22 protein-coding genes are annotated in these 24591 nt (G+C 27.6%); 8 read left to right on the top strand and 14 right to left on the bottom strand.

From position 1 onward, the window contains the following. Positions 1 to 64 precede the first annotated feature (64 nt). Together R4I97_RS02435 and R4I97_RS02430 are read left to right on the top strand one after the other, a co-directional pair. Complete coding sequence (locus tag R4I97_RS02435; protein WP_335783548.1) at positions 65 to 1348, top strand: adenylosuccinate synthase; 1284 nt, start codon at positions 65 to 67, stop codon at positions 1346 to 1348. A gap of 59 nt (positions 1349 to 1407) precedes the next feature. After that, entirely contained in the window at positions 1408 to 2316 is a 909-nt protein-coding gene (locus tag R4I97_RS02430) for an Rpn family recombination-promoting nuclease/putative transposase (protein ID WP_335783547.1), read from the top strand. Between the two features lie 316 nt (positions 2317 to 2632). On the opposite strand, the gene R4I97_RS02425 is transcribed toward R4I97_RS02430, so the two are convergent. The 3 genes from R4I97_RS02425 to R4I97_RS02415 all read right to left on the bottom strand — a co-directional run bounded on the left by R4I97_RS02425 (position 2633) and on the right by R4I97_RS02415 (position 7060). Beyond that, positions 2633 to 3808, bottom strand: coding sequence for a cell surface protein (locus R4I97_RS02425; RefSeq protein WP_335783546.1), 1176 nt, complete (start codon positions 3806 to 3808; stop codon positions 2633 to 2635). Positions 3809 to 4120: 312 nt separating this feature from the next. Then, positions 4121 to 5230 carry a hypothetical protein gene (locus tag R4I97_RS02420; RefSeq protein ID WP_335783545.1) on the bottom strand — a complete coding sequence of 370 codons (1110 nt, stop codon included), beginning with the start codon at positions 5228 to 5230 and terminating at the stop codon, positions 4121 to 4123. 462 nt (positions 5231 to 5692) lie between these two features. Further along, positions 5693 to 7060, bottom strand: coding sequence for a phage terminase large subunit (locus R4I97_RS02415; protein ID WP_335783544.1), 1368 nt, complete (start codon positions 7058 to 7060; stop codon positions 5693 to 5695). Between the two features lie 242 nt (positions 7061 to 7302). On the opposite strand from R4I97_RS02415, the gene R4I97_RS02410 reads away from it, so the two are divergent. Further along, on the top strand, positions 7303 to 7611 hold the full coding sequence (locus R4I97_RS02410) for a hypothetical protein (RefSeq protein ID WP_219708171.1): 309 nt from the start codon (positions 7303 to 7305) through the stop codon (positions 7609 to 7611). 79 nt (positions 7612 to 7690) lie between these two features. Here R4I97_RS02410 and R4I97_RS02405 read toward each other — a convergent pair whose 3' ends face one another. Continuing rightward, a complete protein-coding gene (locus tag R4I97_RS02405) occupies positions 7691 to 8161 on the bottom strand; it encodes a hypothetical protein (RefSeq protein ID WP_335783543.1) in 471 nt (156 codons plus the stop codon). A 120-nt stretch (positions 8162 to 8281) separates the two neighbouring features. On the opposite strand from R4I97_RS02405, the gene R4I97_RS02400 reads away from it, so the two are divergent. The 3 genes from R4I97_RS02400 to R4I97_RS02390 all read left to right on the top strand — a co-directional run bounded on the left by R4I97_RS02400 (position 8282) and on the right by R4I97_RS02390 (position 9947). Next, a complete protein-coding gene (locus R4I97_RS02400) occupies positions 8282 to 9046 on the top strand; it encodes a hypothetical protein (protein ID WP_335783542.1) in 765 nt (254 codons plus the stop codon). Positions 9047 to 9123: 77 nt separating this feature from the next. After that, positions 9124 to 9516, top strand: a complete 393-nt coding sequence (locus R4I97_RS02395; protein WP_335783541.1) for a hypothetical protein — start codon at positions 9124 to 9126, stop codon at positions 9514 to 9516. Between the two features lie 23 nt (positions 9517 to 9539). Beyond that, on the top strand, positions 9540 to 9947 hold the full coding sequence (locus R4I97_RS02390) for a hypothetical protein (RefSeq protein WP_335783540.1): 408 nt from the start codon (positions 9540 to 9542) through the stop codon (positions 9945 to 9947). A 91-nt stretch (positions 9948 to 10038) separates the two neighbouring features. Here the strand turns inward: R4I97_RS02390 and R4I97_RS02385 are convergent, their stop codons facing one another. Next, positions 10039 to 11136 carry an ankyrin repeat domain-containing protein gene (locus tag R4I97_RS02385; RefSeq protein WP_335783539.1) on the bottom strand — a complete coding sequence of 366 codons (1098 nt, stop codon included), beginning with the start codon at positions 11134 to 11136 and terminating at the stop codon, positions 10039 to 10041. A gap of 274 nt (positions 11137 to 11410) precedes the next feature. Between R4I97_RS02385 and R4I97_RS02380 the strand changes: the two genes are divergently transcribed. Beyond that, positions 11411 to 12535, top strand: coding sequence for a leucine-rich repeat domain-containing protein (locus R4I97_RS02380; RefSeq protein ID WP_335783538.1), 1125 nt, complete (start codon positions 11411 to 11413; stop codon positions 12533 to 12535). Between the two features lie 262 nt (positions 12536 to 12797). On the opposite strand, the gene R4I97_RS02375 is transcribed toward R4I97_RS02380, so the two are convergent. From R4I97_RS02375 to R4I97_RS02355, 5 genes are all read right to left on the bottom strand, one after another. After that, the gene (locus tag R4I97_RS02375) at positions 12798 to 14141 is read right to left on the bottom strand and encodes a tetratricopeptide repeat protein (protein WP_335783537.1); all 1344 of its coding nucleotides are present in this window, start codon (positions 14139 to 14141) and stop codon (positions 12798 to 12800) included. Between the two features lie 378 nt (positions 14142 to 14519). Beyond that, a complete protein-coding gene (locus tag R4I97_RS02370; protein WP_335783536.1) occupies positions 14520 to 15944 on the bottom strand; it encodes a 6-phospho-beta-glucosidase in 1425 nt (474 codons plus the stop codon). Between the two features lie 183 nt (positions 15945 to 16127). Next, positions 16128 to 18056 carry a beta-glucoside-specific PTS transporter subunit IIABC gene (locus tag R4I97_RS02365; protein ID WP_335783535.1) on the bottom strand — a complete coding sequence of 643 codons (1929 nt, stop codon included), beginning with the start codon at positions 18054 to 18056 and terminating at the stop codon, positions 16128 to 16130. 104 nt (positions 18057 to 18160) lie between these two features. Next, positions 18161 to 19009 (bottom strand): BglG family transcription antiterminator LicT, encoded by an 849-nt coding sequence (gene licT / locus R4I97_RS02360; protein ID WP_335783534.1) that lies wholly within the window; start codon positions 19007 to 19009, stop codon positions 18161 to 18163. 329 nt (positions 19010 to 19338) lie between these two features. Next, positions 19339 to 19611, bottom strand: a complete 273-nt coding sequence (locus R4I97_RS02355) for a hypothetical protein (RefSeq protein ID WP_335783533.1) — start codon at positions 19609 to 19611, stop codon at positions 19339 to 19341. Between the two features lie 369 nt (positions 19612 to 19980). Between R4I97_RS02355 and R4I97_RS02350 the strand changes: the two genes are divergently transcribed. Beyond that, a complete protein-coding gene (locus R4I97_RS02350; protein ID WP_335783532.1) occupies positions 19981 to 20457 on the top strand; it encodes a hypothetical protein in 477 nt (158 codons plus the stop codon). On the opposite strand, the gene R4I97_RS02345 is transcribed toward R4I97_RS02350, so the two are convergent. Genes R4I97_RS02345 through lnt form a run of 4 tightly spaced genes read right to left on the bottom strand, consistent with a single transcriptional unit; the run spans position 20454 to position 24564 of the window. Then, positions 20454 to 20861 (bottom strand): hypothetical protein, encoded by a 408-nt coding sequence (locus R4I97_RS02345; protein ID WP_335783531.1) that lies wholly within the window; start codon positions 20859 to 20861, stop codon positions 20454 to 20456. The genes R4I97_RS02350 and R4I97_RS02345 overlap by 4 nt on opposite strands. Before the next feature lie 24 nt (positions 20862 to 20885). Then, the gene (locus tag R4I97_RS02340) at positions 20886 to 21374 is read right to left on the bottom strand and encodes a hypothetical protein (RefSeq protein WP_335783530.1); all 489 of its coding nucleotides are present in this window, start codon (positions 21372 to 21374) and stop codon (positions 20886 to 20888) included. 1 nt (position 21375) lies between these two features. After that, positions 21376 to 22515, bottom strand: coding sequence for a chemotaxis protein CheB (locus R4I97_RS02335; RefSeq protein WP_335783529.1), 1140 nt, complete (start codon positions 22513 to 22515; stop codon positions 21376 to 21378). 12 nt (positions 22516 to 22527) lie between these two features. After that, complete coding sequence (lnt, locus tag R4I97_RS02330) at positions 22528 to 24564, bottom strand: apolipoprotein N-acyltransferase (RefSeq protein WP_335784052.1); 2037 nt, start codon at positions 24562 to 24564, stop codon at positions 22528 to 22530. Positions 24565 to 24591 lie beyond the last annotated feature (27 nt).

Below are 24591 nucleotides of genomic sequence, written 5' to 3'. Positions count from 1 at the left end.
TGTTTTTTATAAAAAGTTTGTACACATATTTTTACAAACACATTTTACTTAGGAGGAAATATTTATGGCTTCAGTTATTATAGTTGGTACACAGTGGGGTGATGAAGGCAAGGGAAAAATTGTTGATTATCTTGCTAATAAGGCTCAGTATGTGGTTCGTTCTCAGGGCGGAAGTAATGCAGGACACACCGTTGTTGTTGATAATATAAAATATAAATTAAGGCTTCTTCCTTCTGGTATACTTCATAAAGATAAAGTGTGTATTATAGGTAATGGTGTTGTAATAGAGCCTAAGGTGTTTTTAAGTGAGATTGACGGTCTTATAGAAAAAAAAGTTAATATGTCTAATCTAAAAATATCTAACAGAGCTCATGTTCTTATGCCTTATCATAAAATATTAGATGAACTTCAAGAAGAGGATTTGGGTGAAAATAAACTCGGCACTACTAAAAACGGAATAGGTCCTTGTTATATGGATAAAGCAAGCCGTTTAGGTATAAGAATAGTTGATTTAATGAATAAAGAAGTATTTGCTAAAAAATTAAAGTTTAATGTTGAACTTAAAAATAAACTTCTTAAAAAGCTTTATAATCATGAAGGAATTAATTACGAAGAGTTATTGAAAGAGTATTTAGAATATGCTGATAGATTAAGACCTTATGTTGCTGACACTACTACAATATTAAATAAAGCAATAAAAGAAAAGAAAAACATATTATTTGAAGGTGCTCAGGCTACAATGCTTGACTTAGACCATGGAACTTACCCATTTGTAACATCATCATATCCTGCTGCGGGAGGTGCTTGTACTGGTTCTGGAGTTGGACCGAGAAAGATAGATAATGTTATAGGGGTTGTTAAGGCTTATTCTACAAGAGTTGGGGAGGGTCCTTTCCCTTCAGAGCTTTTTGATGATGTTGGGCAGTTTATAAGAGATAAGGGCGGAGAATACGGTACTGTTACAGGAAGAGCAAGAAGATGCGGATGGCTTGATGCTTGTGTTGTAAAATATGCTTCTTATGTTAATGGGCTTGATTCTATAGCTATTACAAGGCTTGATATATTAGATGAATTGGATAAACTAAAAATATGTGTTGCCTACAAATATAACGGCGAAATATTAGAAGATTATCCAGCAGATTTGGATATACTTTCAAAAGTTGAACCTGTATACGAAGAGTTTGACGGTTGGAAAACAAGCACTACAAACATTAGAGAATATGATAAACTTCCAGAAAATGCTAAAAAATACTTAAAAAGATTAAGCGAAGTAATTGACACAGAAATATCAATAGTGTCTGTTGGAGCTGGAAGAGATGAGACTATCATCATAAAAGATATTTTTTAATTGAATATTAAAATAACAGTGTTTTTGACTTTTAGCTTCTATTTTGCTATAATATATTTATGAATGAGTTTAACATCACTGTAGATACATTAAACAAAAAGAATGATTGTTTTGTAAGATATCTTTTTTCAAATCTTGGAAATGAAAAAATAGTATTAAATTTTGTTAATGCTGTTATGGATAATTTGAACTTCAAAACTTTTGAAACTTTAGAGATATTAAACCCATTTAATTTGCAGAAATATCTTAATTCAAAAGAAAGCGTGGTGGATATAAAATGCACATCCGACACAGGTGAAGTTGTTATAATAGAGATACAGCTGCAAGGCAATGAAACTTTTATTAAGAGAACATTATTTTATTGGGCTAGCAATTATAGTTTAAACCTAAATAAAGGAGATGATTATAATAAACTTCTTCCTGTTATAAGCATCAATATTTTAGATTTTGTCTTATTTGACGGCATAGAAGATTGCTATAGCTGTTATATATTAAAAGAATTAAAACACAATAAAATACTTACAGACCATTGCCAATTTCATTTTTTGGAATTGCCGAAATTTAATTATGATAAAAAATTAAATAAAGATTTAAATAGTTGGTACAAATTTTTTATTGGAGGCGAGAGAATGTCAAACCTAATAAAAGAAAATACAATATTTGATGAAGTAGATAAAAAATGCAAATCATTTATATCAGAAAATCCCTTACTTGATGCATATAAGATAAAGGAAGCAGAAGAATATTTCCAAAGAGAAACACTTCATAGAGAATGGGAGAAAGGTATAGAGCAAGGCATAGAAAAAGGCATAGAAAAAGGCATAGGAATAGGCAGAGAAGAAGGCAGAGAAGAAGGTAAAAAATATAGCACATTGATAATAGCAAAAGCAATGAAAGATAAGGGAATGGATACAAAAACTATAGCTGAGCTAACAGGCTTAAGCATAGAGGAAATAGATAATATTTAATATTTAAGTTTATTAATTTTTTGTTTTTATATTTCGGTGGCTATCCAGCCTGCGAAGCGTGTCTATAGGGTGTACCCAACTTCTTTTGCGACCGAAGGGAGTGTCGGCGACCCTAGGAAGTACCTTTAGGTAAGACGTGGCACAAAGAACCAAAAAGACTGCATTTCATTAATCCCAACTTTTTATATATATAAAATATATATTGTTTTAGATTTACATATTCTAAACATATAAAGCCAAAACACTTGCACTTTATGCAATAAAAAAGGGAGGCGCAATCAAGCCCCCCTTGTCTTTTTAAGCTTTTAATACTCTATTATAGAGCAGGTAAATACCAAGTAATACCAGTAGAAGCATTGAACTGAACGTTAAAATCTCCTCCAATAGTTCCAGCAGTCTCAAGATTATCTAAATTATAGTTACCAATTTCAGCTTCGAAATACCATTCCAAATCTTTAACAGGAGTGATATAAATCTCACCGTAAGAGCTCCAACCTAATTTATGTGTTATTCCATATCTTCCAGCATCCAATTTGCGACCTGTATCATTAGCAACATAACCTACACCAGCTTCTAAGTAAAGAGAAACTATATCGCTGTTAGCAGATAAACCTAAAGTAGGAATTAATCTTAATTCCCAAGGGTTAGAATCATAAGTAACAGTTGTAGTATCTCCAGCTACAGGTGCACTATAATAAACAACTGAACTAGATGATACTCTAGTAGAAGCAGGAACAGCAGTAGATTTACCTTTAGCATCTAAAGCAGTGTCATAACCAATTTTAACAAAAGGTTTAAGAGCAACATCGCCTACTGTAGCACCAAAATATGGTCTTAATTCAAAACCAAATGAAGAAGCTGTTTGTTTTGTACCATCTTGACCAGTATATTGATTCATACCATAATAAACATAAAGTCTTATTTCATTGATAGCTTCAATGCCAGTATAGTATCTAATTTGTGGGTCCATGCTTATACCCATATATTTTGTGCTATCTGAAACATTAGGTATATCACCATTTTTCATAGCTATTTGTACAGGTATAGCTATTCTTAAGCTGTCATTCATAGCGTTTATAGCTAATACAGGAGTGTGTATGCTTAGACCATAACCATTTTTAGTTTGAGCTGGTACAACATCATGTTTATATGTATAGTTATAACCAAGACCAATACCAAATACATCAGAAGTATAACCTATACCTGCAGAAACTGTAGGAAGGAAATTAAAGAATTGTTTAGTAGTTCCACCATTTGGAGTAACTGTAGTAGTATTCATTATAGCACCTAAAGTAGTACCTTCAGAATTAAGACCAAATGTACCTCTAATCATATCGTTACCTAAAACGAATCCAAATTGATTCATTCTTGCTCTTAATTGATTACCGTGTACAAGGAAATCAATCCAATCAGAATCTGCACCGTACATACCAAATACTGATGTGCTTGCTATAGTCAATAAAGCCATAGCGGTTAATAAAACCTTTTTCATTTTTTTTCTCCTAAATTTTTTTATAGTTACACCCATTAGGGCATTAACTCCTAAAACAAAAAATAAATGAAAATGTCCTCACTTAAGAGAACTAATTACTCATAGCTTTAAATATATGGAATTTTTAGAAAATGTCAATATGATTTTTGATAAATTTAGGACAAAACCTACAATTTGTCTATAAAAAACAGGAAAAAATGCATTTTGTAAAACTTTTTTGTGATTTTTTATTCAAATTAACATAATATAAAATTGCTTATGCTTCAAAATTAAATAATATATTTTAATACTTTATATATATTATTTTATTAATTATCTTACATACATTTGTGAGTTTCTATATTTATAATCATTCATATACTTATAAACTTCTTCTTCTGTTAATACTTGAGATACATTAAAAATCACATTTTCTATATGCATACCATCTTTTGAATTATAATTATCATTTAATTGTGCATTACTTTGAACGGTGATTTTACCTCCATTATTTCTAACAAGTTCAGCCCCCATCTCTCCAACTATAGCAGTACCTCCCTCTGGTATAGTGTAACCTGTAGTGCCAAAAGCAAACTTTGGAGGGGTAGGGGGATTAGATTTTACACTGTCTAAAGCATTTGTTGAAGATACTATTCCAGAAGCAGCAGAAACAGCAGAAGCAATAGTTGTAGCAGAAACAGCCAACCCTGCAGCAAAACCAACCAAACCTCCCTCAGCAAAAGAAGTAGCAACACCTAATGCAGACTTTGCTATTGCAAGAGAAGGTATTAATACAGCATCGGCAATAGCCTTACTTTTTTCCATCTCCGCTAATTTTACTTCATTTTCCCATTTAGCATAATCTTTTTTATATTCAGCCTCTGCTAAGTTTCTCTCTAATAATTCTTTTTGTTCATTCTTTTCTTTTTCTAATAATAATAATTTATTTTCTTCTTCTCTTTTTTTTGCTATTTCTTCTTTTTTTATTCTTATAGCCTCAGCACTCATCAAATCATCATTTTCTATAGCAAGTTCTAATTCCTCATCTAAGCGAGCTAAAAAATCATTATAATACTCTTCTTCTTTTTCTTTGTTGCTTTCTCTAAGTTCATTTTGATAATTATTAAACTCTTCAAGCTTTTGTTTTGCATCATTTATAGCATTGTCATAAATACTCAAGTCATAATCAAAAAATGAAAAAAAACTTGATGATATACTTCCGTACAAAGTTGATGTGCTTGAAAGTATACTATTAATATCAGAAGAGAAACTTTTTATATCTATTTTGTTTATATTTTCTTTAATTAAATTAATAGAGTCAGCAGCAACATTAGAACTTTCTTTTAATTCAACACCGATAGCATTATTAATACTGCCTATATAAGTTTGAGTTTTAATAAGCTCTTCATTCATTTCTTTTATATAGTTTAAATTATTATCCATATATGCTCCTTTTTTATATATATTTACAAGATGTAGATATTATTTTAGTTTTACATATTCCAAAGATATAAAGTTATAAGACTCGCACTTTTTGGTTCTTTGACGAAGTCCGCACCGCGTAGCTGCGGGAAAAAGTTGAATAAAACAAAACATACATTAATATAAAAAATTATTTGTTTAACTAAAATATTTGCAGGGCTTTGCCCCGCACCCCACTTCTTTTGTTGCCACAAAGAAGCAAAAAGGCTGCATTTTTATGAAGTATATCTGAAAACATATGGTATTATTTTTTATATTTAATTATATTCCAACATATATAGTTAAAATGTTGGCACTTTTTGCAACTTTTTGCGGCGGTAAAAGTTGAATAAAAAACTATTATATATGAAGTTAGAATACTTATAAAACTATAGAACTTGCACTTTTTGATGCGGGAAAAAACAACAAAAAATTTATAAAAAATTAATTCCCAAAAATAAAATCCATCAAACTATTATCTTTATCCTCTTCAATTTTTTCATTATCTTCTGTCTCTTCCATTCCAAAACTTATTAAGCTTGATAAAGCATCTGGAAAATCCAAATAACTAAAAACATCTCCTTTAATATTGGTTATAGAATCATCAAAATTAAGCAATTGACGAAGAGCTATATATCCGCGTCCGTTATTTGTTTGAAGCCATTTATCTGTGTCAGAACCATCAGGTACTTCCTGCCAGCCTATAGGAAAATATACTCTTTCATATATCACATAACTTGCATTTACTATTCTCTCTATTTTATTTTTATGCACAAAAAAAGGCGTTACTTCAAAATGTTTCTCAAGTCTTTTTACTAATTCCTTTTGAGCAAAATTACTTTCGCAGAATATTTTTTTTACATTTCTGCTTACTAAAAAATTTGTGATGCCTTCATCAGTTGTTGAGTTTGAATCATTACGCATTAGCCCGCTGTCTATCAAGTAAATATCGTTACCTATTTGCGTATAAACTATAACAGCAGTAAAACAATTATACTCACCAAATGCAGGGTCTACTATTGCTTTATGCTCATAAGAATATATTTTCTCTCTTTCTTTATTTTCATCATAGAACTTTAATTTTGAATATAAAAAAACTTTTCCTTGTTTATTTTTAATTTTGCCAAGCCATATATGTTCATACATTTTTGGCATAAGTTTTAATGTGGATAATCTTGATTTATTTAATATTTCGCTAAAATAATAATTGCCGTCATAGTTAATAAAAGTAATTAATATATTAGAATCTTCATATTCTTTATAATAATACTCTTTGTTTGTTTTATCTCTATAAACCTTATTATCTAAATTAAATTGACTTACAACCCTATAAATAAAATCAGTTTCAAAACGGGGATTAAATGCAAGCCATATTTCACTTTTATCTGCCCTTATGGAAGGCTCTAATATTTCATAACTTCTTTGTGTGAGAGTTTGGGCTTCTTCTATAAAACATATTCTTACATTATAAATAGATTTAATCTCTTCTATAGAACATTCTCTAATTCCTAAAAATATAAACTTAGAGTTTGTAATTTTATTTATTATCTCATTTCTTTTTACTATAAAAAATTCATTTAAATTGAGTTCTTTTATAATGCTTATAAGAAGAGGGTAGGTTGAGTATGAAATAGATTTTTGAATCTCTCTCGCACATAATATCACTCCATTAATTTCAAAGCTTTTAGCTATTAATATTCTTGCAATAGATTCACTTTTTCCGCCGCCTCGTCCGCCGAATGCTATTTTTAGTCGTTTTTCAGTGTTAATCCATTTTTCAAAAGGTTTTAAAATGTTTATATCAATATTCATAAATTGTCTCAAATGTGTAAAAATTATAAGTAATTATAAGAAATCTTATACGCACGGTGTGAAAATAAAAAAACATAAATTTAATTATTAAGCAAAATTTGTTTTATTTATAAACTATGCTTACCGTGCGTTAACAAAAAACTAATTTTTTTTTGAAGTATTTAATTTTTTTTAATACTTCAAATCAACTTTTTAGAAAATTTTATATAATTCAAAAAAACAAAAGAATAGGAGATATATAAATGAAAAAATCTTTTTATGTTGCCGCAGCAGTATTATTTGCTTTAGTTTTTTTATCTTGTTCAACAATAGCAACTGTAGATAATATACCTCAAAGTTTGCAGCTTACAGGAGATGATATTGTAGTAGGTGAAGTTTTAACAGCAGAGCTTCCATATGATTCTGGAGATGAAACTTTGAAAGAACAGCTTATAGCAGAAGCATTGAAAGATACAAATTATGATTTTTTAATTATGCCTAGATATGAGATTGTAAAATCTGGTTTCTCTACAAAATTAAGAGTAAGAGGTAAAGGTGCTAGGGTAAAATAATATTTCTATAATATTATATACAAATTATTTTCTTTCGTCCCTTTTTAAACCTATGCTGTTCTTTAGCATAGGTTTTTTATTAATTATTAAACCCTACTCTTATATTAATTCTATTATTATCTTCTTTCTCTTCTATTTTTTTTCTTATATATTCTAATCTTTTATCATTGCGCTTTTTTAATAATTCAAGAAAAACTATTATTGCTCTTTCGCTTGGCGGATTATATTTATAAACTATTTTTTTTGTTTTAGACTCATTGCCTTCTTTATCTATTTTTATTTCTTTTATAATATCCTTGCTATAATATCCTAATGACTTTTTTATTAATGCATTTTCTATTTTTATTTTAGCGTCAATAAAATATTCATCTTTTGCTTTTCTAATTTTTTTTATTAGAGTTTTCTTATATTTTTTACTAGATTTATTGATATAGCTTTTTAATTTATCATAGCTTATATTTAATTCATTAGCTATTTCTTCGATTGTCGGGTTATTTTTTTTTATAAAATTATATATTTTGATTTCTGTTTTTTTGCTGTATTTATTCATAATAATCCATTTTTTTATATATAATATAAGTATTAAATATAAGGAATTATAATAAAAATTAATTTGAAAAAATGATTTATTTTTGTTATATTTAATAAAAGTAAGAAAGGAGAGTAAAATATGAGTAAAAGAGTTTTAAGGTTGGTTAGTATATTGTTTTTGAGCAGTATTCTTGTTTTAAGCTGCAGCAATGCAAATAAAACAGGAAGCGGTGATAATAATAGCGGAAATGGCGGCACAGGCGGAACAGGTGACGGCGGTACAACTCCAACTCCTCAAGGCATAGCAAAATATGCAGGCACTTGGACAGCTAAATTTAGTGATGTTAATAGTTATGAGGTTATTATAGGTAATGATGGAACAGTAACTATAGATGATGGTTCACTCACTAAAAAAGAAGCTACAGATATAACAGAAAATGGAAATACATATACTATGAAAATAAAGCGTATTTCAGATGAAAATGATACTATAACAATTACATTTAATGATGGAACTTCAGGTACTATAACTGATAGTTCTGAATTTTGGGGAACTGGAATTATAAGAAAACAAAATGGCGGAAACAAAGGTTTATGGTATTATGAAGGTACTTGGACACTTACTCCTAATCAGCAACAAGGACAAGCTAATATGACTATGACAATAAAAAATGATGGTACTATAGACCTTAATATTGGAGCAGAACAACAGACATCAATTAACGATATTACAGACAAAGGTAATGAAATATATGAGGTTAAATTTACACCAAATGGTCCAGATAGCAGTGTATATATTCTCACTTTGAAATTTATTAATGATAATAGTGGAAGTTTCACTCTATCTATATCTGATAACCCTGAAAGTAGTGGAAGTGGTAATATGTCTAAACAAAAACAATAAATATTTAATTTAAAAATTAAAAGGCTTTAAACATCTAGTTCAAAGCCTTTTATTTTAAAATAAAAAAGGATGAAATTATGAGTAAAAAAATATTAATTTTGGTTTTATTTTTAATGAGTGTTTTAACTATAAGCTGCAGCAATAAAGACAAAACAGGTGACGGCGGTACAACTCAAACTCCTGAAGGCATAGCTAAATATGCAGGCACTTGGACAGCTACATTTGATAATGGTATGACTACTTATGATATTATTATAGGTACTAATGGAATAGTAATTATAAAAGATACTGCAGGAGAAAGAAAGGCTGAAAATGTACAAGGTTCTGGAAATAAATATACTATGAATGTACAACATGGCTCAACTGTAGATCCTTCTATAGTAACTATTACTTTTGAATCTGATAATTCTGGTACTATATATGATGACTTTATTGGAGAAGGAACTATATCAAAAATAATTAATGAATAAAATATAAAAAAGGAGAGTAAAATATGAGTAAAAAATTTTTAAGTTTAATTTCGGTTTTATTTTTAGTGACTGTTTTAGCTGTAAGCTGCAGCAATGCAGACAAAACAGGAGATGGAACACAGACTGCTCAAGGCATAGCTAAACATGCTGGTACTTGGGATTTTAAAGAAGATAGTAGTACAGGAGGAACTGGAAGCGGCACTATTACAATAAAAGAAGATGGTTCTGTAAATGTAAATACTAAAGGAGTAGATTTTAATGGCAATAATGCTATGGATAAAGGAAATGAAACATATGATGTAATATTAACATATTCAACATCAACATTAACTTTAACTTTAACATTAATGTTTAATAGTGATAATAAAACTGGTTCTTACAGTATAGATGATGGCAACAAACTTCATACTGGTACAATTACAAAACAATAATAATAATTACACAATACAAAAGGCTTTAAACATATAGTTCAAAGCCTTTTTATATAATCCAAACCCCATACACTTTCTATATTTTAATAAATTATTTCTTCACCAAGCTTCTTTTTGTAATTAAATCCACTATATCAGTGTTTCCGTTTTCCATAGCATACATTAAAGCATTTTTTGATAAATTATCTACTATACTTAAATCTGCATTGCCGTCAAGTAAATATTGAACCGAATCATAATCGCCATTCTCTGCTGCAAACATTAAAGCTGTTTTACCGTCATTATCTTTAATATTAACATCAGCATTAGCATTAATTAATGATAAAACAATATCTTTCTTACCAGATATACTAGCCCATATTAAAGCAGTTCTTCCATCAGCCATTCTATAATTAATGTCAGCCTTACCTATTAAAAGTGATGACACTATATCATTTAACCCTAAAGATGAAGCTAAAGCAAGTGTTGTAATATTGCCGTAATATCCATAACTAGATACTACATTGGCATCGGCATTTCTCTCAAGAAGCATTTTAGCCACTTCTCCATTGCCCTTAGCTATAGCATAAAATAAAGCATTAGCTCCAACATTATTAACTTTATTTATTTCGCTTCCATTATCAAGCAATAATTTAACTATATCATCATGATTATTATAGGCAGCAACCATAAGAGGAGTCATATTATAATTAGCATCATCTGGATTAATATAAAGTCCAGACATATTAACATCAGCACCAGCATTAATAATCATTTCTGTTATAGAATAATACCCTTTTCCAGCTGCTTGAAGTAAAGCTGTAGTGCCATTATTAACTTTTATATTTGGATTAGCATTTTTAGCAAGTAAATAAGAAGCTATATCAACATATCCGTTTTCTGCTGCATAAGTTAAAGCAGTTTTTCCATGTATACAGCTAGCATTAACATCTATTTTTTGAGATAATAGCAAAACAACTATATCTTTATAACCTCTAAAAGTAGCTGTTATTAAAGCATTATGCCCCTGCATATCTCCAAAATTTATATAACTAGAAATAGAACCATCAGATATTAATCTTTTTATTCCATTAATATTGCCTGTATTAGCATAATCTAATAATTGGTCCAATTTACCAGTATTAGTATTTTGAGAAAATAAAAAAGATATATTAAAAATAAGTATAAAAATCAAACTAAAATAACGCATAATAAATATTCCTCAAATATAGTTTTAGCCTTATTACAAATTCGGAATTCGTATATATAATATTGAATAATTGGCACAAAAAACTTGATTAAACCAATAATTTATTCACCGCACGGTAGGCGTATTTTTGTTTATAATTCAAATTCAATTCTTAATAAAATTATATTTTAAGTTTTTCTTTGCGTGCGTTGAGCTTGTTTTAAAAATAAAGAGGTTTAATAAAATTATTGGTTAAATAATATTTTTTGTTATATTTATATAATAAGGATTAAGAATGAAAAAAGTAATAATTTTAATTTTGGCTTTGTTCTTATCATGCAAAAGCCAATCAACTTCTCCTGATACATCAGAGGGAGGAGCATCTTCTGGAGGCAATAATAATACGCCTACTACAGATGAAGATGTAGAAAAATACGGCATAGATATAGATACTGCCACAGCAGAAACCATAAAAGCTGCATTAGAAAAATATTATAAAGATAAGGGCGAATATAAAGTAATATTTACAGGTACTTCTACAAAAAATTATGATAAATTTAACAGTCTTGGCGGTATAATAAATGAGATTAAAGACATTAACAATATAATAGTGTCATTAAAAAATGTGACATTTCAAAATAATAAACTCCCTGATTATATATTAGTAAATACTGCACTTATGTATTATAACATAACAAAAGTTATTCTACCTGATTATATAACTGTTTTGGGAGATGAAGTATTTTTTGATTGTAAAGTTTTAACAGAAGTAAATATGCCTAAAAATTTACAAGAAATAGGAAGCAGTATTTTTTTCAATACAAAAGTAAAAAATATTAATTTACCTGATGGATTAAAAACTATAAATGATTATGCTTTTGAAATTTCTGCTATAGAAAGTATTGATATGCCTGATTCTGTAACAAGTATAGGAAAAGAGGCATTTGAGGCATGTAGGCAATTACAAACTTTAAAATTGTCTAAAAATTTAAGTGTTATACCTAAATCTGCTTTTACAAGCTGTTCTGGATTAAAAACTATAACTATACCAGAGTCTGTTGCTTCTATAGAGGATTTAGCTTTTTATGCATGTAGCGGTGCTGAAAATGTTGTGTTTGAAGGTGCAAATCCAAAATTAACAACTATAGGGAACTCTGCTTTTGGTTGGTGTAGTAAATTATCAACTATCACTATACCTGCTAGTGTTAAAAATATTGAGGATTCAGCTTTTTATACATGCCCGTTATTAACAAGCATAACATTTTTGTCAGCTAATCCTCCTTCAATGAATGGAAATGATATTTTTAAAGATACTCCTTTAAAAACTATAAATGTACCTAAAGGCTCAAAAGATGCATACGAAGCTCTAAAAGGTAAATATGGTATTTCTGCAGATGTGGTTATAAACGAGATACAATAAAAATAATTGTTATTTAATTAGAGCAAAAATTCATTAATATGAAATTTATGAACGCACGGTGAATGCATTTTTGTATATAGTTGAAATTACAATTTGAAATAAGCGTATATTTTCAATACACTCTGCGTGCGGTCAATAATTTTTTTATTAAACAAAACTTGGGTGGGCGTTATAATTTCTTATTAGATAATAAGAAAATACAAAGCTAAGAAGTTCTGATAAAAGCAAAAAACATAGAGGGTGGGGAATGTAATTAAATTTTTTAATTTATATTCCAGTCTTTTTCTTTACAGAATTTTTCTGCGATTTTATCATCTGATTTAGCTTTATCAATAACATGATTTTTTATTGTTTCTTTCAATTGTTTATTAGCTAAATTGAATGCCGTATCTAAATCATTATAAGCATCATCAAAAGATTTTTTGTATTCTTCTGAATTTTCATCAACTATTTTTGCTAATAATAATGATTTAACTTTATATCTATTAAAATAAGCTTTTGAATAATTAGGATTTAATCTTATAGCCTCATTATAATCTTCTATAGCTTCATCATATTTACCTTGATAATGTTTAGAAACACCTCTATTATTATAAGCTTCTGAGTAATTAGGATTTAATCTTATAGCCTCATTATAATCTTCTATAGCTTCATCATATTTACCCTTAGAATTTTTAGAAATACCTCTATTATTATAAGCAGTTGAATAATTAGGATTTAATCTTATAGCCTCATTATAATCTTCTATAGATTTATCATATTGATTCTGATAGTATTTAGAAATACCTCTATTATTGTAAGCTGCTGAATTACTATTATCTAAATTAATAATATCTGAAAAATATTTTTCAGATAATTTATAATCTTTATTATTGATAGCTTGAATACCTAAATTAAATAAATTTGATATTTGTATATTTTTCTTATTCTCATCTATTAATTTTTTCGTTTCTATTTTACTTTCTTCTTTTATATTTTTTAATGATTCTCTTGCCTCTTTCTCTATAAGTTTTAATTGAGTTTTTGATTGTTCCAAAACATTATTATTAATTAAAATTCCTGCAAAAGTAAATACAACCATTATCACTGATAGAAAAGCAAACCAGAACGTGAGAACATCATTTGAGTTTTTCATTATTTCTGAAAGTGATGCCTTTAATAAATCTAAACCTATTTCAAAAGATCTTTCTAATTCATCAAAACTATCTTCTTCACTCATATTTATAATATTGTTATTATTTATTGATATTCTGTCCTTTGTGCATAATGAAGATGTATTAGATGCTATGCTTTCATTTGTATAATTATTTGTTTCTATTGATAAATTATTAAATATATTTGATAGGCTTTGCTCGTATGATTTAAGAGCTTTATCAAATCTTTTTTCTACGTTGTTGGTATGATGAAAATATATAAAAGCAAAAGAAAATAAGGATATAATAAATAAAATTATAAAAAATATATTATAGTATTTGTGAAGAATCTTGTAAAATTTATATTTTGTCTTTACAGTATACAATACTATAGTTGTACTAGTTTTATAACATTTATATACAATAAGAAAAGTTATAGAAACTAATATTATATTGAATATAATTTCTTTCATAATACAAACCCACATTAATATTATAAACAATATTTTGATTTTTATCTATTAATTTATATAAAAATATTTAAATTTAAAATATTAAAAGCTATATATAGTTCTTTTTTTAGAATTATAGTTATAAAAAAATTTAGTGAAATTGTATTTTGAATCATATAAAAAATTTTATTTTAATTTCCCGCCATTTAAAATTTTTTGCATTAATTTGCAATTATTATTTTATTTATTTTTAATGCTCATTTAATAAAAGCACACCCGCCCAAGCGTTTATTAGATTAGTGTATTTTTATTAACGCACGGTAAATATATTTTTTATATAATGTAAATTATAATTTTTAATAAACATATATTCTAAATTTTACTCACCGTGCGTGATAATTAATCTAAATCTTCACCATTAGATGCTATAACCTTCTTATACCAATCAAAAGATTTTTTCTTAGTTCTTTTTAAAGTGCCCTTGCCTTCATTATCTAAATCAACATAAATAAAACCATATCTCTTTTTCATCTCTCCAGAACTTGCAGAAACTAAATCAATACAGCCCCAAGTAGTGTATCCCATCAAATCAACACCGTCTATCTCAACAGCATCTTTCATAACTTTTATATGGTCCCTGTGAAAATCTATTCTATAATTATCTATAATCTCACCATTTTCATTTACTGTGTCAACAGCACCAATTCCATTTTCTACTATAAACAAAGGTTTTCTGTATCTGTCATAAACTTCATTCAAAGTTGTGCGAAGTCCTAAAGGATCAACTGACCAACCCCAATCGGTATATTTAAGATATGGATTTTTAGCAGAAGCAAATACATTACCAGCAGAAGTTTGAGTATCATCATGAATATTCACACATCTTGTATGATAATATGAGAAAGAAACAAAGTCTACAGTATTTTCTTCTAATAGTTTTAAATCTCCTTGCTCCATTTTAGGCATGCAATTATTTCTTTCAAGCATTTTCAAAGCATAATTAGGATATTTTCCCTGTGCCTGAACATCTACAAAGAAATACTCTTTTCTATCTTTGCATAAAGCTTCCCATACATTTTCAGGCTTACAGTCAAAAGGATATGTACTTCCAGCAGCAAACATACAACCTACTTTATTGTTACTGTCTGTTTCATGAGCTATTTTTACAGCCAACGCACTTGCAACTAATTCATTGTGTGCTGCCTGATATTTTATTTTGTTTTCATCTTCTCCCTCTTCAAAATAAAGTCCTGCTCCCATAAAAGGAAGATGAAGTATCATATTTATTTCATTGAAAGTTATCCAATATTTTACGAGACCTTTGTATCTATTAAATAAAGTTCTGCAAAGGTTTTCATAAAAATCAATTAATTTTCTGTTTCTCCAGCCGCCGTATTCTTTTATTAAATGCATAGGACAGTCAAAATGTGTAATAGTTACTAAAGGCTCTATTCCATATTTATGGCACTCTTTAAAAATATTTTCGTAGAATAATAAACCTTTTTCATTAGGTGTTTTCTCATCGCCTTTCGGAAATATTCTGCTCCAAGCAATAGATAAACGATAAACTTTAAACCCCATCTCTCCAAAAAGTTTAATATCTTCTTTGTAATGATTATACATATCAATACCAAGTTTAGCAGGATAATAATGCTTATCATCAAAATCAAACATTTTCATTTTTCCAGATATTACTTTTATTCTATCCTCACCAATAGGACAAACATCAACGTTAGCAAGCCCCCTGCCGTCTTTATCAAAACCACCCTCACACTGATTAGCAGCAGTAGCACCGCCCCATAAAAAGTTTTTGTCAAAAGCCATATTTTTTAACTCCTGTATTTTGTCTAAATTTAGATTATAATCTATGTTTAATACATATTTTTAAAATATAAAGTTTCAGTAATTGCGTTTTTTTGAACTTTTTTGTGAGGCAACAAAGTTCAAAATTCTACACAAAGTGTATCAATTAACAAATTTAAAAATTTTCGATATATAAATAATAATTTACTTTATTACTGTTAATATTGAATCTTTATAATTTATATTAACATCATATTCTGTTTCTAATACATCTAAATACTCATTAGTATTTACTATGATGATTGGACTTTCTATTGAATAGCCTTCTTTAACAATTGAATCAATATCAAACTCTATTAAAATATCTCCAACAGAAACTTTATCACCTTCTTTTAAAGTGCTTTTAAAATGTTTTCCGTTTAATTCTACAGTGTTAATTCCTAAATGTATTAATATTTCTATACCGCTTTCAGAAGTTATTCCGATGGCATGAAGTGTTGGTGTAACAGTAGTAACAGTTCCATTTACAGGGGATACAGCCTTTCCTTCTTCTGGTATTATTAAAGCACCTTTGCCTAAACTTTCAGAAGCAAAAGCTTCGTCTTTTGAATCTTTTAATTTCAATAATTTCCCTTTTAATGGGCTGAATATAGTTTCTTTCTCTAACAATTTAGAGTTATTTTGATTTATGTCAATATGTTCATTATTATCGCTATTTGTTGCAGACTGTTTATCTTTATATATTATCCAAGTAATGATAAAAGCTAAAACAACAGCAGCCAAAGCTCCAATTACAGAAATAATTAAATTTGTATGAGTTCCATCTGGATTTATCATGCCGGGAAATGCAAATACACCAAGTCCGCCCATAAAGAATTTATGCAAATCAAATAAACCAAAGAAAGCTCCAACTATACCCGCAACCACACAATTTACTATAAAAGGTTTTTTTAACGGCAATATAACTCCGTAAATAGCAGGTTCAGTTATACCAAATACAGCAGATATTCCGCTTGGGAAAGCTACATCTTTAAGTTTTTTATTTTTTGTCTTTAATAAAATAGCGAATACAACTCCTACTGTAGCGAATGTAGAACCGAAATAAGGAGTTATTATAGTATCATATCCTAATGTAATAATATTATTAAAGTGAACTGGAAGAAAAGCCCAATGCATACCGAATATAACTAATATTTGCCAGCAAGCTCCAACTATAGCGCCAGAAACTAAAGGACTGAAATCTCTTATAGTAAATACTATTTTTGAAACTACAAGCGAAGCAAAAGTTGTAACAGGCCCTATTACTATAAATCCTACAGATAAAGAAACAAATATTACAAGCATAGGAAGTACAAAGAATTTTACAACATCAGGTACTATTTTGCTAAAAAACTTTTCACATTTTGAAGCAAAATAAACAACAAATATAACAGGAATAACAGTTGAAGTATAATTCATAGAAATAATAGGTATGCCAAAGAAATTAAGATAAACATTAGAAGAGAATATTGTATTATTAAACAATGTATATAAAGGCTCACCGCTTCCTAATAAGGTATTTAATTGCAAAGAAGGATAACACATAGCAGCACCTATTGCCAATCCTATTGTAGGTTTTAAATTGAATTTCTTAGCTGAAGTAAAACCCAAAAACAAAGGAAGAAACATAAATAAAGCATCTCCCATACCATTTATAAGTATATAAGAGCCTGATTTATTAGTATAAAGACCTAAAGCAATAAAAAGAGCATTAATACCTTTTAATACACCGCATGCAGACATTACACCTAATATAGGCTGAAATATTCCAGATATTGTATCAACCGCTCTATTAAATAAACTTGTATTTTTATTTGCATCATCGTCATTTGATGAGGAGTTTTCTATTCCAGCAACACTTGAAACATCAGCATAAACTTCTGCCACGTGATTGCCTATCACTACTTGATATTGTCCGCCGCTTTTCATTATCGTAACAACACCGTCCATATTTTTTAATACTTCATCATTTGCCTTACTCTCATCTTTTAATTTAAATCTTAATCGAGTAACACAATGAGTAAGAGAATTAATATTTTCTTTCCCTCCTACATTTTTAATGATTTCTTTTGCTAATGATTCATATTTTCCCATCAGCTTATCCTCCAATTTAATAATTTTTTTAATAATTGAAGGTTTGGCCAACTTAATGTCACCATCCAAATATATATATATATTAAAAACCCTATAAATACTTTTTACTCACGCCTTTTTGCTTTTTCTATATGTATAGTTAAATACAGTTTCTCCTCATCGCTTATATCATAAAAATAAGAAAGTGAAATATATTCTGCTATTTTTAAAGTGCATTCATAAGCATCTTTATATTTTAATTTAACTATTTCAAGCAAATCTTCATCTTCCTTACCATTATAAATATTTTTTTGAAATAGCCTCAAAGCAAAAAATTTTAAATGCGTTAAAAATCTATTATAATAAACAGAATCCTCATTAAACTTTATATCAAAATGTCTTTCTACTATCATTACTATTTTTTGTATAAGTTTTGTAATATTTCCCATTTCATCTATACAATTAAAATCACTATTGGTTTGAGCATTAACTATGTGTAAAGCTATAAAACCTGCCTCATCTTCTGGAAGCTTTATGTTAAAATCTTTTTCTATAATACTCAAAGCCTTTAAGCCTATATCATATTCATCTTTATAAAATTTTTTTATATCCCAAAGCATGATGTTTTTTATTTTTATCCCATCTTTACTTCTTAATACAGTCATGTATATATGATCTATTAAAGTAATATATAAAAAGTCGTTTAAACTTCTTTCAGTTTTAGTTTTAGCATATTCAATAATTTTTTCTACTGCATGAAAATATTCTATGGGTATATCTTTTAATAGCTGCTGCAATTTATTATTATTATCTGAATTTTCTAATAGAAAAGTTTTATCAATTTTTTCTTCGTCTATAATATCTCCAATTTTCTTAGAAAAAGCTATACCTTTTCCCATAACAATTTTTTCTGTTTTGCCATCTTCTTCAAAAATAACAGCTACATTATTATTGAGTATCTTTCCTATTTTCATAAGGACTTCTCCTAAAAAATAAAAAAACCTATTTATGTAAAAATAAAATATATGACTTTACTACATTTCATTTTTGCATAAATAGGTTTAGCTTGTTTTTCAAAATATTTTTAATGAAAATAACAATAACTATCCAGTTGCTTATATATGATAATATATGAATACTTTATTGTCAACGATTTTTTTATATTTACATATATGATAATAATAATAAATAAAACTTGGGCGGGCGTTAAGATTTCTTTTTAAACAATAAAGAATACCAAATCAAAAATTGCAGATAAAAACAATAAAGATAGGGGGAGTGAAATGTAATTAATTTTTTAACCCTATTTAATATTCCAGCCTTTATCTTCACAGAATTTCATTGCTATATCATTTCCTTCTTTAGCCATACCAATAATTGAATTTTTTATTAATTCTTTAGAGTGTTCATTACCTGAATTGTAGTATTTATCTAAATCATTATATGCTTCTTCAACATATTTTTTAAATTTTTTTGAATCTTTGCTAAATATTTTGGGTAATATAAAATATCTAGTAAAAGCAGATATAACCATTATCACTAATAAAAATACAAACCAAAATGTTGATCCTGACATATACAACTCCTATTTTAAATATTAATATGTATTTTGTTTTTGTATATTATAATCCATAAATAAATCATCATTGTTATTATATGATAATATACGAATAGTTTATTGTCAACAATTTATATATATTATAAATAAAGCTTGGGCGGGAGTTAAAATTTCTGTTTAGGTTTTAGAAAAGAAAAGATTATGCATTTCAAATAGAGATAATAAATAAAATAGGGCGGGGAGTTTAAGTAGATTTTAAAAATATTTAATAGCATTTATAATTTTTTTATTTTTATAGATGTTTTTATAAAAATAGAATAATTAATAAAAAAGTTCATTTATCTTGTTTATTAATAAATTTATTATATAATAACATAGGAGTGAATTATGGATAGAAAAGAAATTATTATATGCAAAAATGAAAGCGATATAGTTGATGCTATTATGAGAGATGAAGATATTATCTACATAGAATCTTCTTTGGGTAAAAAAATATCTAATATTAAAAATACAGGTAAAATAGCTTGGGGATTACTTATTGGCGGAGTTGTAGTAGCAGTAACAGCGATTATATCTTCAAAAACTTTAAGTAAAGGTAAAAGCGTATTAGTTTCATCATTGGCTACAATTCCTTCTTTGGGCGTTGCTATTGTATATATAGGCATTCCTTCTACAATGTCTCTTTTGCAAATTATGATAGATTCTTATAAAAAAAATGACGGTATTAATGGTGCTAAAAATATAGTTTTAGCTTTAAGAAACAATTATTATATTGCCGAGTTTGACAGAGAAAAAATGACATTAAAAAAAGTTTCTAATACTGAAGAAGTAAAAGAAGTTAAAATATCAGAAATAAAAAGTTAATTATTTAAAGGCAATTTATCTATAGTCTCTATTTTCCATTTAGAAGATTCGTATACTAATGTTATATAATAGTAGGTAGGGCTTAATTTTGTATTTCTTATAATATAGCTTCCTCTGTCATTTTGATTAGCTTCAGCGGTTATATAATTTATGGTAGAAGAATATTCTCCGTCTTCTAATGAAAGCATATTTTTTATAGAATCATTATTTTTTAATATTATATTTTCTATTTTGTTTATATCTTCTATATTAGAGTTTTTTTCCAACCATTTTATGTTTTCATTTATTATTTCATTTTTCATTTCTGTATAAAAAGAAAATAAACTCTCTTTTTTTATAGTGTTAACATCATCAAGACAAGATATACTAAATAAGCTTATTATTATTAAAATGATTTTTTTCATTTGTTATCCTTAATATATTATTTTTCAATTAAAAAAGTTAATAGTTAAAATATTCCATTTATCATTTAAATATATTCCCACAATTTCAATTGAGTTTTTAGAAATTTTATTAAATGAAGGATATTCTATTTGAGCTATTTTTATGTCATTATATTTTCTATATGTGATAGCGACATCATAATACCCGCCGTCTTTAGGCAAATAATTACAAAGAGCTTCTTCATCGTCTGAAAATATTCTCTGATATATAGAAGCCCTGTTTTTTATAGATTCTATAATATCAGCAGTTGTAAGCTCATATAGCACATACATCTCGTTTATTTTTTTTACAGTATTTTCATCGAGATTAGTAACTATGTTTGAAGTAAACTCTAAAGTATCTTTTGCAGATATTAATGTTGATATATACTTTTCAAACATATAGGCGCCATATTCAGAATCTGCTTCATATTCTTTTTTGCATGCTGTAAGTATAAAAATACCGATTATTATCAATAAAAACTTTTTATTCATTTTAATATTTCCCTTTTAATTTTATTGTTGTGTATTGTATTAAAAAATCTGCCATATCATAAAGCGATATTATAAAATTAACAGCATTATTTTCTATAGCACTTTTAGGCATGCCGAATATAGTACTTGTAATTTTATCTTGTACAATGGTGAGATTTTTATTATTGTATAAATTAATCATTCCTTCAGTGCCGTCATTTCCCATGCCGGTCATTATTACTGCTATTGATTGATCTTTGAGATTATCATTAATTGTATTAAATAAGTAATTAATTGACGGCATATAAGGTAAGTCAAATTTTAAATCTGGTTGTAATTTTATTCTTATATTATTATTTTCTAAATATATGCCCATATTATTTTCTCCTGGGCAAATATAGGCAAATCCGGCTTTCACTTCTTCATTATCCTCTGCTTCTTTAACTGTAATTTGCGATACATCATTTAGTCCCTTAGCTAAAGAACATGAAAAATCTTTTGGTATATGCTGTGCTATGAGTATTGGTATTGGAAAGTTTTTTGGTATAGAGGGTATTAATATTCTTAAGGCTTTAGGACCTCCTGTGGATATTCCTACTGCTATGAGTTTTGGTTTTTTAAAATCTGAATAATTTATTTTATTTATAACTTCATTCACTCTGTTTACATGATGCGGATAAGTGTTGATAGTATTTCTTTGTAGTCTAATATTTTCCAAGAAATTATTATTTATAGCCTCACCTATTTTTATTTCAGTTGTTTTTATTTTTTCCTGCTTAATATTTTTATTTGTTATGATGTTTAGTATTTCTTTTTCTATATATTCTATATTTGCATTTTTATTTATAATTTTGAATGCACCTAAATTTATTAATCTATTATTTAAATCATCATTTTTATCTGTAGTTGATAATACTATTATTTTAGTATTTATGTCATTATTTTTTAATTGTTTAAGAAGCTCATACGCTCCCATTATTGGTAAATTAAATTCTACAAATGCAAAATCTATTTTTTTATTTGCTATTGTTTTGTATGCATCTATGCCATTATTTACAATATTTACTATCTTGACAGCAGGATTTTTTAAGAGTATTTTTTTTATATCATCAGAAATTTCTTTGGAATCTTCTGCTATTAATACATTTATAAATAATCCCATAATACACCAAAATTATTTATTATTTTTTTCATCTTCCTCTATAATTTCGTTTAAAGTATTAAATATTTCTGAAGTATTTTGTTCGAATATACTCTGAGGCGGTTCTTCTTTTTTCTTTATATCATAAATATGTTTTTCATTATTGTTTATATCTTTAGGAACTTTATTGTTGCTATTTTTTACTTTGTTTTTTTTTATTTTTGTATATATTGTATCTTTAGTTTTTTGATAAATATTTTTAATAGTACTGCTTAATTTTATAATAAATAGGGCAGCTACTCCAATAAAGCATAATACTACAAACCATTCACCAAATCTTGTATATATTGTGATGTTATCATTTAAAGCTACATTAGCAATCATATAATCAGGTTTCCAGAAAGGGAGTGTAGATATTACCTTTCCGCTGCTTGATATATGTCCAGTAACACCAGAGTTTCCATTATGCACTATATCTCTTCTATTTTCTATTGCCCTAAATACAGACATGTAAAAATGTTGAAGTAAAGAGTTGTCGCTATAAGACCAAGCATCTTCTGTAATAACGGCTATAGTTTGAGCGCCGTCATAAGCAAACTGCCTTACAAAATCTCCAAAAGCACTTTCATAACATATTATACCAGAGAATTTATAGCCATTTGGATGCTCAAATACTGATATTTTATCACCTATTTCCCATCTGCTTGCACCTGCTTTATCAAATTGTTCATATATTAGAGCTATAATATTTTTAAATGGGAAAGTGTTTAGAAGAAACTTATTATTTTGAAAAGGATAAGCTTCTCCTCCAGGAACTAGTTTTATTTTTCTGTAATCATCAACAATATTTCCCTGCTCATTTATAAATGCTATTCCGTTATAGTATTTATAAGGATTATATGCATTTTCATTTGTGTTTTCTTCTATAATTGTTGTTCCAAGTAAATGATGGGTTTGTGTATCTTTTATTGTACTATACAAAAGATAAGTATTATAAATTGCAGGATATGTAGAGTTAGAAGCCATGCCATATCTAAACATCTCTTCATAACGAGATAAATAATAGTTATATGAATCCATTGTTACAGATTCTGGATATACTATTAGAGAAGGCTTTGATAATGCAGCATCGGTTGCTAATTTGCATATTCTTTTCACAGATATAGTGCTGTTTTGAGTATATCCATCTGGTTTTTCTTCACTTTGAAATTTCTCTGATTTTAATAGAAATCTCTCTGCAAGTCCTTGTATACCAGGAGAGTTTCTTTTATATGGTTCGCCTGTATATATGCTATTCCAAGGAATATTTGGGTCAAAAGATTTTTGTATGAGCGCCATTTTAGTTTTAGGCATAGAAACTCTTTTTGCTTCTACATAATTTACTTTTATTAGACCGTATATTAAAATAATAAAAAATACTGATACAGTCGCTATAGCTGGTATAAAAATACTTTTGTTTGCTATTTGTTTATTATTTTTTATACTTTCAGATTTTTCTACATATAATATTAAATAGTGCGTAATAACAGCATTAGATAAATAAACTAAAAAACTTATGCCAAGCACCCCTATAGTGTCAGCTATTTGTATAAATGGTAAAAAGTTCCACTGAGAATACCCTATAATACCCCAAGGAAAACCTAAATATCCAACATTTCTCATATATTCCATAACAGTAAATACTGCAGGCACTATTAAAAATCTTATATTAGGAAAAGCCTTTGAAAGATAACCGCTTACTATCATAGCTGGGAAATAAAAGAGCAGAGTAAGCAAAAATAATATTGTAAATAAAGCTAAAAAAGAAACAGTAGCCTCTGTCTCTTTGAGCATAAATGCTGCCACCCATACAAGCAAATATCCAAAAAATACTATTACAAATAAAAAAGAAGATAATACATAATACCTAATTTTATCAGCTTTATATATAATAATATTTAAAGGAAAAAGAGCTATAAATGCTACAGGGAAGAAATTGAGCGGAGGAAAAGCTAAAGTTAAAAGCATAGCAGCCGAGATGCTTAATATAATTATTCCGTAAGTATATGAATTACTCTTTGTCACTTTTATAATTTCCCAATTTTTTTAATATCTATT

The organism is Brachyspira pilosicoli (assembly GCF_036997485.1).
GTDB lineage: Bacteria > Spirochaetota > Brachyspiria > Brachyspirales > Brachyspiraceae > Brachyspira > Brachyspira pilosicoli_C.
Note: the sequence above shows the minus strand (reverse complement) of the source record. Positions and strands in the feature narration are given on the sequence as shown.